This is a genomic window from Mucilaginibacter sp. P4_C11 (assembly GCF_056402115.1).
In genome coordinates this window covers 273,504-289,663 of sequence record NZ_JBFUIA010000003.1, presented here as the reverse complement: position 1 = coordinate 289,663, position 16,160 = coordinate 273,504, and the positions used below count along the sequence as shown (strand labels likewise).

The 16,160-nt window shown below is 44.1% G+C and carries 15 protein-coding genes; 10 read left to right on the top strand and 5 right to left on the bottom strand.

What is annotated here, in order from left to right:
- Positions 1-182 precede the first annotated feature (182 nt).
- Entirely contained in the window at positions 183-371 is a 189-nt protein-coding gene (locus AC1DU2_RS04500) for a hypothetical protein (protein ID WP_477383003.1), read from the top strand.
- A 30-nt stretch (positions 372-401) separates the two neighbouring features.
- Here AC1DU2_RS04500 and AC1DU2_RS04495 read toward each other — a convergent pair whose 3' ends face one another.
- Positions 402-1,598 (bottom strand): redoxin domain-containing protein, encoded by a 1,197-nt coding sequence (locus tag AC1DU2_RS04495; protein ID WP_477383002.1) that lies wholly within the window; start codon positions 1,596-1,598, stop codon positions 402-404.
- A gap of 144 nt (positions 1,599-1,742) precedes the next feature.
- On the opposite strand from AC1DU2_RS04495, the gene AC1DU2_RS04490 reads away from it, so the two are divergent.
- From AC1DU2_RS04490 to AC1DU2_RS04460, 7 genes are all read left to right on the top strand, one after another.
- On the top strand, positions 1,743-2,204 hold the full coding sequence (locus AC1DU2_RS04490; protein ID WP_477361116.1) for a redoxin domain-containing protein: 462 nt from the start codon (positions 1,743-1,745) through the stop codon (positions 2,202-2,204).
- Between the two features lie 333 nt (positions 2,205-2,537).
- The gene (locus AC1DU2_RS04485) at positions 2,538-2,891 is read left to right on the top strand and encodes an S-adenosylmethionine decarboxylase family protein (RefSeq protein WP_477383001.1); all 354 of its coding nucleotides are present in this window, start codon (positions 2,538-2,540) and stop codon (positions 2,889-2,891) included.
- Position 2,892: 1 nt separating this feature from the next.
- Positions 2,893-4,317, top strand: a complete 1,425-nt coding sequence (locus AC1DU2_RS04480) for a DUF4178 domain-containing protein (RefSeq protein WP_477383000.1) — start codon at positions 2,893-2,895, stop codon at positions 4,315-4,317.
- Positions 4,317-4,502 (top strand): hypothetical protein, encoded by a 186-nt coding sequence (locus AC1DU2_RS04475; protein WP_147053179.1) that lies wholly within the window; start codon positions 4,317-4,319, stop codon positions 4,500-4,502. Before AC1DU2_RS04480 ends, AC1DU2_RS04475 begins: the two co-directional genes overlap by 1 nt.
- A 5-nt stretch (positions 4,503-4,507) precedes the next feature.
- The gene (locus tag AC1DU2_RS04470; RefSeq protein ID WP_477361122.1) at positions 4,508-6,016 is read left to right on the top strand and encodes a polyamine aminopropyltransferase; all 1,509 of its coding nucleotides are present in this window, start codon (positions 4,508-4,510) and stop codon (positions 6,014-6,016) included.
- A gap of 13 nt (positions 6,017-6,029) precedes the next feature.
- Complete coding sequence (locus tag AC1DU2_RS04465) at positions 6,030-7,679, top strand: FAD-dependent oxidoreductase (protein ID WP_477382999.1); 1,650 nt, start codon at positions 6,030-6,032, stop codon at positions 7,677-7,679.
- Positions 7,660-8,781, top strand: coding sequence for a hypothetical protein (locus AC1DU2_RS04460; protein ID WP_477382998.1), 1,122 nt, complete (start codon positions 7,660-7,662; stop codon positions 8,779-8,781). The genes AC1DU2_RS04465 and AC1DU2_RS04460 overlap by 20 nt, the downstream gene beginning before the upstream one ends.
- Positions 8,782-8,804: 23 nt before the next feature.
- On the opposite strand, the gene AC1DU2_RS04455 is transcribed toward AC1DU2_RS04460, so the two are convergent.
- Complete coding sequence (locus tag AC1DU2_RS04455) at positions 8,805-9,269, bottom strand: DinB family protein (RefSeq protein WP_477382997.1); 465 nt, start codon at positions 9,267-9,269, stop codon at positions 8,805-8,807.
- Positions 9,270-9,441: 172 nt separating this feature from the next.
- Between AC1DU2_RS04455 and AC1DU2_RS04450 the strand changes: the two genes are divergently transcribed.
- Both AC1DU2_RS04450 and AC1DU2_RS04445 read left to right on the top strand, forming a co-directional pair.
- Positions 9,442-10,473, top strand: a complete 1,032-nt coding sequence (locus AC1DU2_RS04450; RefSeq protein WP_477382996.1) for a hypothetical protein — start codon at positions 9,442-9,444, stop codon at positions 10,471-10,473.
- A gap of 65 nt (positions 10,474-10,538) precedes the next feature.
- Positions 10,539-11,264, top strand: a complete 726-nt coding sequence (locus AC1DU2_RS04445; RefSeq protein WP_477382995.1) for a DUF2490 domain-containing protein — start codon at positions 10,539-10,541, stop codon at positions 11,262-11,264.
- 147 nt (positions 11,265-11,411) lie between these two features.
- Here the strand turns inward: AC1DU2_RS04445 and AC1DU2_RS04440 are convergent, their stop codons facing one another.
- From AC1DU2_RS04440 to AC1DU2_RS04430, 3 genes are all read right to left on the bottom strand, one after another.
- Positions 11,412-12,149, bottom strand: coding sequence for a head GIN domain-containing protein (locus tag AC1DU2_RS04440; protein WP_477382994.1), 738 nt, complete (start codon positions 12,147-12,149; stop codon positions 11,412-11,414).
- A gap of 182 nt (positions 12,150-12,331) precedes the next feature.
- Complete coding sequence (locus AC1DU2_RS04435) at positions 12,332-14,008, bottom strand: M1 family metallopeptidase (RefSeq protein WP_477382993.1); 1,677 nt, start codon at positions 14,006-14,008, stop codon at positions 12,332-12,334.
- 157 nt (positions 14,009-14,165) lie between these two features.
- Positions 14,166-15,836, bottom strand: coding sequence for a M1 family metallopeptidase (locus AC1DU2_RS04430; protein ID WP_477382992.1), 1,671 nt, complete (start codon positions 15,834-15,836; stop codon positions 14,166-14,168).
- Positions 15,837-16,160: the final 324 nt, after the last annotated feature.

Below are 16,160 nucleotides of genomic sequence, written 5' to 3'. Positions count from 1 at the left end.
TCAGGGTCGCTTTGAAAAAGGACCCTGACAGGACAGTAGTCAAAGTAGCCGCCAGCTCGGGTGGGGTAATAGCGAATGAAGCCAAGTTGCTGCCGTATTTTAAATCCATATTTACACGGTAAATTCGGTTGGCTTGGGTATTAAACCTGTCGTAGCTTGATTCATCAACCACGTAAAACACAATGAGCAGGCAATTTGCCAGCCCCAGGACCAGCCGTAAAATGTTAATGTTGGTAAAATCCTTTGTTTTTAACAGGCTGCGGAAAGCGGTTTTAATAAAGTTTTTAAGTATGGCAGGTGGGTTTTATTTGCTTACCATGGTTGGTAACAACTCATATACCTGGTTGTTAAATAAAGTTAAACTAAGTTAAATACCATTATAGGTCGCCTGATGCTAAGTGTTACTTGCCGAAAACTTCGATAAGTTTTTTATCAAGCATATCTATGTAACCATCACAATCACCTCTTGTTTCCCATGCTGGATGATCGCCCAAATATCGGCCTGTAACATTTCCCTTTTTATCAATCAAAATTAATACTGTGGGCGGCATACCCGTAACGTTGTATTGGTCCTGTAAGCCATCATTATATTTTGTTAATATGTTATGCCATTTTCCTAATCCATTTTCCTGGATAGCTCTCTTCCAATCTTTATTATTATCGTTCAGGGATATGCCTATTATCTCCAATCCACCAGGATGGTATTTTTTATATAGGTTTAACAGGTGAGTTGCCTCGTTACTTTTATACAAACTAAAACTGGCCCAAAAATAAAGCAAAACATAGTTTTTACCTCTGAATGATTTCAGATCGAGCGTTTTTCCTCCTACATCTTTCCTGGCAAATGCCGGCGCTATACCTCCGCGTGCCGAAACTGCGTGCTTTGAGATGGTTTTGCACAAGGCTTTACCTGCAACGCTGTTTTTTACAGAATCGGTAAATGAATTATAGAAAGTAGTTGCAGAGTCAAGCGGCAACTCTTGTATACCATTAAAGTGATAATTGGTTAAGTATGGACTTAGATACGAGGATGGATTTTTGGTAATAAACTTATAGTCTATTTCGATTTCCTGTCGATTATATTTATCAAGTTTGCTACCCAGCTTCATCACAGCAGCATGATTTTGTGGAGTATTGCCAACTCTTGATATTTCATTCATTTTTCCGTTTATTTCATATTTAGCTTTTTTTATATATTGCTTTTGTTTTTCTATTTTAAACCAATCGTCCTGCATGGCCGACCCTGTAATTACAGCATTGGTAGTACTATCGCCTGTAAGTGCAATGGTCATATTCCCCGGAGTTAAAAACACTTCATTTATACCCCAGTCGTGATTTGAAAGCGGCTTGCTATTAAAATAAAATTCGGCATAAAGCGGACTGGGGATAAAGCCGGTGAAAGAAAAAGAACCTTTTTTTACAAAAGCTTTACGCTTTAGTCTTTGGTTTCCAATAGTATATGTTAACCATACAGTATGGGTTTTACGGTCGGTAGTGCTACCTTTTAGTATAAAATTATTCTTGGCTTTTGTTTTTTGGGCATAAGCTATACAAGTAAATAGCATCAGTAATAACAATAGGGGAAATTTATGTTTCATAGAGTAGGTTTAGCCATTAAATTTAACGAAATTATGAGTGTTTGCAATGGTAGATAATATTAAAATAGACTAATATTTTTACCTTTCAATTATGCTGATTATAGTTTAATTATCATTCATTTGCAGTATAAAACAAATCCCATTATGTCATTACAACCAGGCCAGGCGGCACCACAATTTACATTAGTATCATCAGCATTAAAAACCGTATCACTGGCCGATTTTAAGGGCCGTAAAGTGGTATTACATTTTTTTCCTTTGGCATTCACCGGCGTTTGTACCACGCAATTGTGCACCATGCGCGATAGCTTTGGCTATTATGATGGGTTAAACGCTACCATACTGGGCATCTCTGTTGATTCGCCTTTTTCGCTGGCTAAGTTTAAAGAAGAAAATGGTTACCAGTTTGATTTGTTGTCAGACTTTAACAAGGAAGTATCTACCGCTTACGAAGCCATTTATGCCGATTTTGTGATGGGCCTGAAAGGTGTTTCAAAACGTGCCGCATTTGTTATCGACGAAGAGCAAAATATCATTTACGCCGAAGTGTTGGAAGTAGCTACAGACCTGCCAAACTTTGAGGCCATTGCCGAAGCTGTAAAATAAAGGCGATAAGAAATCTTTTCGCGCAAAGAGATAACGAATTAAGGTCGATTTAATATCGAACACCGAATAATGAAGGGAAAACTTCGGTGTTCGATATTATTTTTCACTTCTGCTTCTCTTAACTTAATAGCATTGCAGGAGGCCTTACCCGCCGGGGTTTGCATGGGCTCACTATGATTGCCATTTGTGAAATTTTACCATTATCCAAACCCTATCGGGCGCAGCAATGCCAGGGTGCCATCGACTTACTTTTATCCCCCTCACCAATTAAAAACCTACCCCGTTCCCGTCAAATAAATTTTATATATTTATTCCCGAAAATGAATAACCTTGATGCCTTATAAACCCGGATTACATTTATTATCTGAATTCAGTACCGATAAACCTAACCTGTTACAATCAAGTGCGGCCTGCAGGCAGTTGTTTGATCAGCTCATCGATACCTATCAGTTAGCCAAAGTTGGCGAAGTTTACCACGATTTTGATGGCGGTGGATTTACCGCTGTAGTATGCTTAACCGAGTCGCATATGTCTATCCATACCTGGCCCGAGTATGGTATGGCCACTTTTGATGTGTTTTTATCCAACTATCAAAAAGAAAACGACGATAAGGCACGCGCTATTTACCAGGGTGTTATCGCTTTTTTTGAAGGCGTGGAGATACGGCAAAACGAAGTAAAAAGGTAATATGGCAGCTACACTAAACCCCAAAGCATTCCCTTTTTCGAGCGAAATAACCTGCCCTGGTTGCCAGCACAGTATTACGCTTTATGATCAGATGGGCTGCGAAGCTGTAGTTTGTTCTCAATGCCGGTCTTACCTGCTTTTTAATGATGCAGGCAGGCCTTATGTTGAGGAGAAAATTCACGTTTTAAAATTTAAGCCTGTTATGCCTTTAGGCACTACAGGTACATTAAAAGGTGTGGAGTACAAACTGATTGCTTACATGGAAAAGAAGGAGGGGGCAACCAGGTACGAGTGGCGCGAATACATGCTATACAACTACGCCAAAGGCTATGCCTTTTTATCGGAGTATGATGGCCACTGGAGCCTGATAGCCGGCGCCAATTTTTACCCCGATTTGGCAAGTGTAAATTGCATTTATGGCAACGAGGCCGAATATGAAGGTAATACCTATCTTAAATATAACGCTTACAGCCCGGTTATAACGGCCATGATAGGTGAATTCGACTGGGATATATCCGCTGAAAAATTAAGGGCTAAAGAGTTCATAGATCCGCCTTATATGCTCACCAGCGAGGAAAACATCAAAAAGTATGTTACCGATTGGTACCTGGGCGAATACCTGGAAGAGGCGGAAATAGCGGCGGCTTTTAATATACCCGTTGAAAGCTTTCCCGAAAAAATTGGCATCGGTGCAAACCAGCCATCAAAACACAAAGCCATGTGGCTGGCTGCTTATAAAATAAGCGGTATTGCGGCATTAGTGTTCCTGCTGGTGCAACTTTCTGTTATCTGGCTAAGGCCCGAAAAGGTATTACTATCTGATACTTATGCATTGGCCATGCCGCCCCCTGTACAGGATACATCAAAGCATGTAAGAACCGCGCTTGATTCTTTAAAAAATTCTGCGGCAACTGCGCCGGTTGATTCCTTAAACGCCTTCGCTCCTGATGCTAACGGCAATTATGAGTTTAAGCCTTTTAAAACACCCACATTTACAATACCTGATGGGCCTGTACCTTTAGAGTTTGAGTTGAACTCGGAGGTTGATAACAACTGGTTATCGGCAACGGTTGAGTTGGTAAGCGAAAAGGACAACCAAACCTGGAGCATATCAAAAGATATTGAGTACTATCATGGATATGAGGATGGCGAAAGCTGGTCGGAAGGGTCATATACACAAACGGTGCTTTTGTCAGAAATTCCTGCCGGTAAATACCATATCAACATTTATCCTTATGCCGGCACAAGGTATGTTTCATCGCTGTTTATTAAGGTTACCGAAAGTGTTACACTTTGGCGCAATGTATTGGTTACCTTGTTCCTGCTTTGCCTTTATCCTTTATACTGCTGGTACCGGATGCGCAAATTTGAAACAAACCGCTGGATGAACAGCGATTTTTCACCCTATCAAAAAGATGACGAATAATGAAAACGGGAATCATAAAATCAAATGCAATATACATAGCCATTGTGGCGGCCATTGTAGGCTATTATTCATACGCCGCTTTTGATGGCCTGGCCTTTTGGCAAAGTAACGATGTGCAGCGCAATGCCAGCTATAATGGCACCGTAGCGCACTCGGGTTACGGGGTTAGGTTTTATCATAAATAACAGTCATGAACAAAAAACTTCCCGTTCTTTTACTCGTATCGGTTTTTATTATTGCTACCTGCGGGCTTATTTATGAGTTGATAGCAGGCACGCTGGCCAGCTACCTGCTGGGCGATTCGGTTACCCAGTTTTCTACCATTATCGGCGTTTACCTGTTCTCGATGGGGCTGGGCTCCTGGGTATCAAAATACTTTGATAAAAACCTGCTGGCCTGGTTTATCCGTATCGAAATACTGGTTGGCCTGGTGGGCGGTACAAGCTCATCTATCCTGTTCCTGGTGTTTGAAAGCGTAAGCTCGTTCCGCATTATTTTATACGGGCTGATATCGTTTACCGGGATCCTTGTCGGTTTAGAGATCCCTTTGCTGATGCGCATTTTGCAGGACCGGTTTGAGTTTAAAGACCTGGTATCAAAAGTATTTACGTTTGATTATATCGGCGCTTTAATAGCCTCGCTGGTATTCCCGCTGTTGCTTATCCCGTACCTGGGTTTGGTGCGCACGGCCTACATGTTTGGTATGCTGAATGTACTGGTGGCTTTAATAACCTGTATCAATTTCAGGCACGAAATTAAGGGGGCCAGATATTTGCAAAGCGCATCCATCATCAGTATGCTGGCCTTGTTGGTTGGTTTTGTGTATGCCAATACCATTACCAGTTTCTCGGAAAGTTTAACGTATAGCGATACCATTATTTTTTCGAAAAGTACGCCATACCAGCGTATCATCATCACCAAAAAAGGCCGCGACCTGCGCTTGTTTTTAAACGGCAACCTGCAATTTAGTTCGGTTGATGAGTACCGCTATCACGAGGCATTGATTCACCCTGTATTACAGGCCCTGCCCGATGCCAAAAATATTTTGGTGATGGGAGGCGGCGACGGACTGGCCGTACGCGAAATTTTAAAATATCCGCAGATTGAAACCGTTACCCTGGTTGATTTGGATAAGGAAATGACCAAACTGTTCCGTACCAATGATATGTTGCTCAAGCTGAACCGCCGGTCGTTATTATCGCCTAAAGTAACCGTAATGAATGCCGACGCCTTTTCATGGGCCAGGGCGCAGCACAAAACCTACGATGCCATTATTATTGATTTTCCCGATCCGTCCAATTACTCGGTTGGTAAACTATATACCAATACTTTTTATGCCATTGTAAAGCATTTGCTTAATCCCGATGGCATTATGGTAATACAATCCACATCGCCCTATGTAGCGCCAAAATCATATTGGACGGTGGAGAAAACCCTGCAATCAGTTGGGCTGCATACTGTGCCTTACCATAACTATGTGCCCTCGTTTGGCGAGTGGGGCTATATTATGGCCATGACCAAGCCTGCATACAAAGTGCCCGACCATTATTTGCCGGGCCTGCGTTTTATATCGAAAGCCTGTTTGGAGCAGATGTTATATTTTCCGGCGGATATGGCCAGGGTACCGGCGCAGGTTAACAAACTGAACAACCAGATACTGGTAAAATATTTTGAGGATGAGTGGTCGACCGTTTTATAGCCGCAGCAGCGGGATGAAGCCGACCAGTCGCCGCGGGTTTATTTTACAGGCGGGTTTGGTTACCGGGGCCATATTACTTAATGGCTGCATCCGCAGGCTAAGCGGTGGCAAACCGGAGTACGCCCATATAAAAGGCAAATTGGCCGGCCCCAATGCCAAAGCCGGCCATGCCCTGCGTGATAAACTACCTATGCCGGCACCCACCACACAGCAAACGGTTAAAACATTGATTATCGGCAGCGGTATTTCGGGCCTATCAGCCGCAAGGTGGCTGTTAAAGCAGGGCGAAACAGATTTTAAGTTACTGGAGCTGGAAGATCATGTTGGCGGTAATGCTTACTTCGGAACGAATGAAGTATCGGCGTATCCCTTGGGTGCGCATTATATCCCCATTGTAAATAACGGAGATAAGCTGCTGGTTGACTTTTTGCAAGAGCACCAGGTAATTACCCATTTTGACGAAAAAGGACTGCCCTTTTACAACGAGTTTTACCTGTGCTTTGACCCTGAAGAACGGCTGCTGATAAACGGCCACTGGCAGGAGGGGATAGTACCCGATTTTGGTGTGACTGATAATGACCGCAAACAGATCATCCGCTTTTTTGCCCTGGTTACCCAGCTGAAAAACGCAAAAGGCAACGATGGTAAGTATGCCTTTGATATCCCTTTGGACAATAGTTCGACCGATGACGCCTACCGGAAGCTGGACAGGATATCGTTTAACGAATATTTGAAAGATAACGGCTTCAATTCGCCTTACCTGCTCTGGTATTTAAACTATTGCTGTAAGGACGATTATGGCACACCGGCCCAAAACGTAAGCGCCTGGGCGGGGCTGCACTATTTTTCGGCCCGCAAAGGCACAGCATCCAACGCCGATCCAAACGCGGTAATTACCTGGCCCGAGGGTAACGGCTGGCTTATGAAACGCCTGCGCGAAACCGTAAAAGACCATATAAAAACAGGGCGCCTGGCTTATGATGTTCAGATAATGGCAGGCGGTAAGGTTGCGGTAAAGGTGCTCGACCTCAAAAAAAATACATCCGCAGTTATTTATGCAGATAAGGTGATCATGGCATCGCCGCAGTATGTTAACCAAAAGCTGTTAAAAAATACTGCCAGGCCAGGGTTTGACGTGAGTAAGCTGCATTATTCGCCATGGCTTATTGCCAATATTACGGTTAATAAATTGCCCTCGGCAGCCAAAGGCATGGTGCTGTGCTGGGATAATGTAGCCTACAACACGGCATCGGTAGGGTATGTAAACGCCAACCAGCAGGATATTAAACTGGTAGAACAGCAAAAGGTGCTTACCTATTATTTGCCCCTTTGCGATAAAGAACCCCGCATTGCGCGGCTTGCAGCATACACCCGCACCTATGAGCAATGGATGGATATTGTGGTACCCGAAATGGAACAAATGCACCCCGGCATAACGGAGTATATTGAACAGGTAGAGTTTTGGCTGTGGGGCCACGGCATGATCAGCCCATCGGTCAATTATATCTGGGGCGATAACAGGCAACAGGGGCGCCTACCCATCAACAACCAGGTATTTTTTGCGCATACCGACCTGAGCGGGGTATCTATTTTTGAGGAGGCATTTCACCAGGGCATCAAGGCAGCACAACAGGTTTTAGCACATGAGCATACTACAGCATAATAACCAGGAACAGCCCTGGATAAGAAGCCGCCTTGTGGATGGCATTTTTATCCTGTCGCCTCCGTTTATTGCTTTGCTTATTGTGGCGCTGTTCCCGGCGCAGTTTAAAAACTCGGGCCTGATGCCGGTGCAATATTGGGTGGTACTTATTGTGATGATAGATGTAGCCCATGTGTACAGCACGCTTTACCGTACTTATTTTAACCCGGTATCTTTTAAGCAGCAGCGGCATTTACTATTGGCCATCCCCCTGTTTTGCTACATAGGCGGGGTGATGCTGTACGTTGGAGGCGGCATTTATTTTTGGCGGGCACTGGCCTACCTGGCGGTGTTCCATTTCATCAGGCAACAGTACGGTTTTATGCGCATCTACTCGCGCCATGAAAAGCAGGGTTGGGTGTGCAGGTATATTGATAACGCGGCCATTTACATCGCGACCATTTACCCCTTATTGTACTGGCATTTTACCGGCTACAAAAAAAACTTCAACTGGTTTGTCGATGGCGATTTTGTGCTGTTCCATTTTGACTATATACTGGTGGTTTGCAAGGTGATTTACCTGCTTACCATCTTGTTGTATTTTGTTAAAGAAATTTGGGTTTTTAATATCACCAAACAGTTTAATATTGCTAAAAATGTATTGGTTTTTGGCACTTTTTTGTCGTGGTATTTCGGCATCATTTACTATAACGGCGATATGGCTTTTACCACCCTCAACGTAGTTTCTCACGGCATTCCCTACATGGCCCTGGTATGGATTTACGAGCAAAAGAAATTTACCGGCGAGACTAAGCCCAAAACAACTTTCCTTAAAATTACCTTCAGCCGGTATGGTGTACTGTCTTTTGTGGGCCTGCTCATCCTGTTTGCCTATTTTGAAGAAGGCCTGTGGGATGGCCTGGTGTGGAAAGAACATGCTTCGGTTTTTAAACCCTTTGCCACCCTGCCCACCATCAACAGCGATTTGTTGCTGGCGCTCATCGTGCCCCTGCTGGCCTTACCCCAATCTACCCACTATGTACTGGATGGTTTTATCTGGAAGATGAAGAAACAGGATGCCGGCAATAAAACAGTGTTTTACGATAAAGAGTATCCGGATTAAAAATAAATCCGAATACCTTTATTTTACCCCTTCGGCATAAACTTCTTCAGCGACATGATATAGCCGGCATGCAAACCCTCATGAAAAGGCAAAAATGCCACCGCCGTATCTATCGAATCAAGCTCGACACCATATCGGGTGGTGAACGCACCATAATTGCCAAAGATGCCGTTATCCAGATCGGTTTCCAGTTGTTCAATGGTGGATACGAAAAGCTCTTTGATGGTAGTTATATCTTCGGCACCCACAAAGTCGACTGGTTTGGTATCGGGGCGGTAGGGGGTATAAAATTTATCGGCGGTAACAATTGGCAACCCGGCGCGGGTATAACAAATACCCTGTTGTGCCGATATCATGTGCGCTACGTTCCAGATAATGTTGTTGTTAAATCCCTGGGGCACCAGGTTCAATTGCCCGGGGCTAAGGTCTTTAATGGCATTAAGTACCATGAGGCGGGGCTTCAGTACAATTTCTATCGGTTTACGCATGTGAGCTGTTTTTAGGTAATTTATAGCGCGGCTAAAGTATGAAGATTTGGTGTATTATTTTATCAAATTACTTAATGGTGATGGTGTAGTTTTAGGTGTTTAGGCTTTTATTATACCTTTGCGCCTTATGTTACGTTAGCTAAATACCGCTTGATTTACAACATCAAAAGATATGATTAAAAAGATTTACATATTCGCCATCTTCACTATAATTACTACAACAGCTGCCCTGGCCCAGGAACAAACCATTGATATTCATTTTAATGCCCTTGGCTTTTTGGATAATAGGGAATACAAGGCTTTTATTCCACGTTCGCGTACCTATAGCGGCATGCGTACCGAGCTTGATTTAGGCTGGAACATTGATAGCCTAAACCATTTTGTTTTTGGGGCCAATGGCATTCACGAGTTTGGCGCCAAACCCTACTTTTTAAAGGTGAACCCCGTAGCCTACTATAATTTTACCGGTAAAAGCTGGCTGTTTTATGCCGGTGCTTTCCCCCGCGAAGGTTTGCTTGACGATTATCCCCGTGCTATTTTGAACGATACACTGCGCTACTATCGCCCTAATATTGAGGGCTTGCTGGCACGGGTGCATAACGAACATTTTACCGAAACCGGCTGGATTGACTGGGTAAGCCGCCAAACCCAAACCGACAGGGAGCAGTTTTTATTTGGATTTTCGGGTAAGTACAAGCCATCGGTTAAAGGGCCGTTTTATGTATCTCATTACTTTATGCTGATGCATGATGCCGGTGCCGAAATTGCCGTTCCTAATGATAATATTAGGGATAACGGTGCCGGGCAAATAAGATTAGGGTTAGACTTTAGTCATAAAACCTTTTTAGATTCGTTATCAGTTGAAGCCGGGGGTATGATGTCATTAGAGCGGGTGCGAGGTATAGACGGATTTCATAAGCCGGCAGGATTTGTGGCCAATGTTTATTTGAGCTACCACAAGTTTGCCTTATTTGATGAATTTTACAAAGGCCAGGGACATGAAATTACCTATGGCGATTCGTGGTTTGAGAAGAAAACATATAACCGGATGGATATCATCTGGACACCATTTTTATATAACCGGGTAAAAGGTCAGTTTATTTTAAGCTTTCACCAAACACCGGGTTTCAGGATGAGTAACCAGGAGGCTTTCAGGATCACCGTTGATTTGGGCCGCAAAACATTGATCAGGATAAAAGATTAGTGAGTGGTTGATTGGGTTGATTAGGTGAGTGGTTGAATTTTTTTTATTATAAAATATATACATCTATGCAGTTGAAGAAAAAGTTATTAGTTTTTGCCGCTTTATTGTTAATTATACCTGCCCGTTTGTTTGCGCAGGATAACCAGTTTTCGGGTTGGGCAGCAGTGTTCCACTCGCAAAAACTATCCGAAAATTGGGGTTACTCGTTCGACGGCCAACTACGCTCACATGACGAGCTGAGTTACCTGAAGCATATTTTGCTGCGCCCATCGGCCAATTATTACTTTGCCAAGAACAAGGTTGGCGCTTTGGGTTATGCATACATAGCCACCTATGGCCGCACCACTGCCGGCGACCAGACCTTTCGCCCCGAACACCGCATTTGGCAGCAATATACTTATACCCATAAACTGAGCAAAAATGTAAACCTGGCGCACCGTTTCCGTTTGGAGCAGCGCTTTTTGGGTAACACTGCCGCTACCAAGAGCGATCATTATTTTGCACAACGCTTCAGATATTTTGCACGGGCTATTGTGCCTTTGAAAAAGGATTCGGCTGTTTTCGCGCAAGGACCCTTTGTAGCCTTACAGAACGAAGTATTTGTAAACATCCAAAACAAAAACAAAGTAAACAAGCACTTTTTCGACCAAAACCGCGCCTATGTAGCCGTTGGATACCGTATCAATAAAATGATTGATGTGGAAACCGGCTACCTTAACCAATACATTAAACAAGCCGAAGCCTACACGATTAACCACGTAGCGCAGTTGGCTTTTTATACGAGGTTTTAAAGCCTCACCCCGGCCCTCTCCAAAGGAGAGGGAGGAAAAAACAATATTGAAAATAGAAAAAGCGATGAGTTCAATTCATCGCTTTTTCTTTTAGTTCTCCATGCAAATCAAAAAGCCCTCTCCTTTGGAGAGGGTTGGGTGAGGCCCTTACATCCTGCTCACATCGCCGCTTCCTATCTTAGAGCTGCTGACACTTTTTACACTGCCGGTATAGTATACATCGCCCGAGCCTACTACTGATGCATCCAGTTTTTGGCTTACGTTCACCCTGGCATCGCCTGATCCTGCAACACGTACCGATGCGGTATTGGTTGTTAAATCCCTTGCGGTATAATCGCCTGAACCGGCTACGCTGATGTTTGAATTATCGGCCGTGCCGCTTAGTTTGATATCGCCCGATCCTGCCAGGTTCACATCCAGGCTTTTAACCCAAAGCTTGCCGCTTACATCGCCAGATCCGGTTAGTTTCAGTTTAAAAGAGCCTGCACGCAAACCTTCCCTGAATGATACATCGCCCGAACCTGAAAGTGATACACCGTTTACTTCTTTAATCGTAACGTAGATCATGATCTTTTTGTGGCCGCCATCAAACCAGTGCCAGTCGTTATCGCTTTTGGTGTAAATTTTAAGGGTGTTACCTTCCACTTCGGTAATAATGCGGCTGATAACATCAGATGGAGCCTGTACCTTAACAGATTCTGTTGATCCCTGGGTAATAACCACATCAAACGAGCCGGCAACGCTTACCGAGGTGAAACCAGATAAGTGGCGGTCTTCTGTGTTTTGGGTAACCTCGTCGGTTGGGGTATTTGTTTTTGCAATTGTATAGCCTGCAGTACCTGTTATCAAAGCAGCAATCAGTAATATTTTGCTTAATGTTTTCATCTTAATTATCTCTTATGTAGCTATATGACGCAAGTTATTTGGCGAGGTTGCATGGAGAGGGAAAATAAAATTGAGGTGAGTGGTTGATTGGGTTGATTAGGTGAATGGTTAGAACTAACGCCCAACCTACCTTCATTCAACTTAATCAACCCAATCTAACCTAATCAACCACTCACTAACATCTACTCCACCAACACCCCAATATAATAATTAAATGTGTCAACTTCAATGTTATCCTTAGTGGCGCCTTCTAACTCAATAGGTTTGAATTGTTTGGTTGGCGTAATAAATTTGTAATCGCCGCCTTTTACGCGCACTTTAACGGGCATGGCAAAGTCTTTTGCATCGGTGCTGGTCCAGCGGGCATAGGCTTTGCCTTCACGGAACATGACCTCGAGGATGGGGATGGTTTTGTAGTGCAGGTACTGGTCAAATACCGGTGCCAGGTTCATGCCCGCCTGTTTGCTGATGTAATCAACCACCTGGTTGTAGGTAACAGTTTGGTGGTAAAAAGTTTTATTGAGGCCACGCAGGATATTGCGCCATTTTTCATCGTCATTAATAATAGTGCGAATCATGTTGAGCATGTTGCCGCCTTTGTAGTACATATCACCCGAGCCTTCTTTGTTTACACCGTAAGCGCCAACAATGGGCCTGTCATTCGCGATAGCCATGCGGGTGCCGTGTACATATTCCTGGCCGGCTTGCTTGCCGTAAAAGGTTTCCACAAATAACGATTCGGAGTAGTTGGTGAAACTTTCGTGGATCCACATATCGGCCAGGTCTTTAGATGTAATGTTGTTACCAAACCATTCGTGCCCGCTTTCATGTATTACGATGAAATCCCATTTTAACCCCCAGCCTGTACCCGAAAGATCGCGGCCCAGGTAGCCGTTTTTATAGTGATTGCCGTAAGCTGTGCCGCTTTGGTGCTCCATACCCAGGTGATGGCTTTCTACCAGTTTATAGCCGTCCTCGTAAAAAGGGTAGGGGCCAAACCAATGTTCAAATGCTTTGAGCATGCGTGGTGCATCAAGCCCCCATTGTGCTTTGGCTTTATCAAGGTTATAGCTTAGCGGCCAAAAATCCATGGTTAATTTACCTTTTTCGCCGTTGTAAATGCCTTCATAATGGGTATAATCGCCAATGTTGGCTTCAATATCATAGTTGTTGATGGGGTTGGCCACAAACCAATCGAAACGGGTATAGCCGTCTTTCAGGTCGGTAACTTTGCGTAAGCGGCCGTTTGATACATCTTTTAAACCCTTGGGTACGCTGATGCTGATGAGTGCGCTATCAACCTCATCCTCCTGCTGATCTTTAGTTGGCCACCATACGCTGGCCCCCATGCCCTGGCAGGCAGTTGATACCCAGGCATGGCCTAACGAGTCGGTGTTATACTCCACACCGCCATCCCATGGTGCGCGTTTGGCAATAGTTGGGTTGCCCGAGTAGTAAACCGTAAACTCGTCCTTACTGCCCTTGCTGATGTTTTTGGGGAAGGTTAAAAATACGGCGTTAAACTCGCGGGTATATTTTAACTCCTGCCCTTTGTAAACCACTTTTTCAATCTTCAGGTTATTCCAAAGGTCAAATTGCAGCTTATCAAAATCACTTACCGCGGTAAACTTAAACAGCACATTGCCGCTGATGAATTTTTTATCGACATCAAACTTCACATCCAGGTGATAATAATTGATATCGTAGCAAGTACGCAGCGGCGTAGTTAACGATCCGCGTAAAGTATCGGCCCTGGTAAACTTTTCTTTAACTGTGCCCAATTGTGCCTTTGCCGGCAAAAAGCTTGCACCAGCCATCAAAAGGCCGAGTGCGTATTTAATCATGTTCTTATTTTGCATATGTCGTATTATTTGTGAAGCCATAAGCCCGCTACAGGACCATTTATATTTATTGTTAAAAAGTTGTCATTTCTCCTCACCCCGCCAGCACAATTCCACCGCTGGTTCGTTCGAAATGACAACGGGTTTAACTCAATCCAACCCAATCAACCACTCACTAATCAACCAACACCCCTATATAAAAATTCAACTTATCCACTTCAATATTATCCTTATTTACCCCGTCGATGTCAACCGGTGTAAACCGTGTAGTTGGGGTAATAAACCTATACTCGCCACCTTTTGCGCGGACTAACACCGGCATGGTAAAATCTTTTACGCTGGCTATCCACCTGGCGCTGAATTTACCCCTTACGGTTGCAAACTCCAGGATGGGCAGATCTTTATAGCGCAGGTACTGGTCAAATACCGGTAATAGGTTTTTGCCCGATTGTTCTGTAATGTAATTTACAACCTGGTTGTAGGTAACGGTTTGGTGGTAAAAAGTTTTGTTGAGGCCGCGCAGGATAGCGCGCCATTTTTCATCGTCGTTAACGATGGTGCGCACCATATTAAGCACTACCGCACCTTTGGGGTACATATCGCCCGAGCCCTCCTTGTTTACGTTATACGGGCCAACAACAGGGCTGTCGTTGTTAATGCCTTCTCTTAGGCCGAAGTTGTAATCCTGCCCGGCTTTTTTACCCCAGTTATCTTCAATGAACAACGATTCGGAATAGCAGGTAAAGCTTTCATGGATCCACATATCGCCCAGGTCTTTCCCGGTAATGTTGTTACCAAACCACTCGTGGCCGCTTTCGTGGATAATGATGTAATCCCATTTAAGTCCCCAGCCCGTGCCCGACATATCGTAGCCCAGGTAACCATTTAAAAAATGGTTGCCATAGGCCGTAGCGCTCTGGTGCTCCATGCCCAGGTGCGGGGTTTCTACCAGTTTGTAGCCGTCCTCATAAAAAGGGTAGGGGCCAAACCAGTGTTCAAAAGCTTTAAGCATAGGCCTTGCATTGGCACTAAAGTGTTTTTTAGCCTTCTCCAAACTGGTGGGCAGCACCCAGTAATCCATAGTAAGTTTGCCTTTTTCGCCCATATAGGTATCGCCAAAATGTACGTAATCGCCAATATTGGCTACCACATCATAGTTGTTTATTGGGTTGGCCACAAACCAGTCGAATTTAGTGTAGCCGTCTTTTAACGGCGTAACCTTGCGCAGCCGACCGTTAGATACATCTTTTAGTCCTTTTGGTACGCTGATGCTGATGAGCATGCTATCAACCTCATCGCTTAAATGATCTTTATTGGGCCACCAGATGCTGGCACCCACACCCTCGCAGGCGGTAGCCACCCATGGTTTTTTAAGTGAATCCTGTTTGTAAACAACGCCGCCATCCCATGGCGCGTTTATAGCAATGGTTGGTTTGCCCGAGTAATAAACGGTGAACTGGTCTTTACTGCCTTTGATAACGGTTTTTGGAAAAGTTACAAACACGGCATTGGCATCGCGTTTAAAGGGCAGTGTTTTGCCTTTGTAAACTACTTTATCTACACTAAGATTAGCAAACAAATCAAACTGCAGCAATGTAAAATCCTGCGTGGCGGTAAACTTAAACAGGTTGCTGCCGCTGATAGTTTTATGGTCGATATCAAATTTAACATCCAGGTGGTAGTAATTGATATCGTAGCATGTTCGCGGTGCGGTTAAATTACCGCGCAGGCTATCGGCATGGGTAAAAGCTTCTTTTTCCTGCAGAAGCTGGGCATGGGCCGGCAATGAAAATATCCCTGCTGTTAACAGGAGCAGGGCGGTGCGGTATAGTTGTTTTATATTCATGTGTTGTTGTAATGTTCGGCATAATCTATGCTTTTCAGGTATTTAGCGCCCGAAAACATCGGGTTTTTTTAGTTCCCTCCCTTGGGAGCTACTGTGTGTACACATCTTTTGGAAACGTACCAATAATAAAAAAAATGTCATTTCGAACGAACTGGGGAGGGCTTTGAGTGTTGGCGTGAGGAGAAATCTTCTGCGACATGCTTGCAAATTTGCATGGTTGAATGCATGTCGTATAAGATTTCTCCTCGTACCTCGTTCGAAATGACATTTTCTTTTGTTTCCAAAAGATGTGTACACACAGTAGCCCTTGGTAGGGGTGTGGCT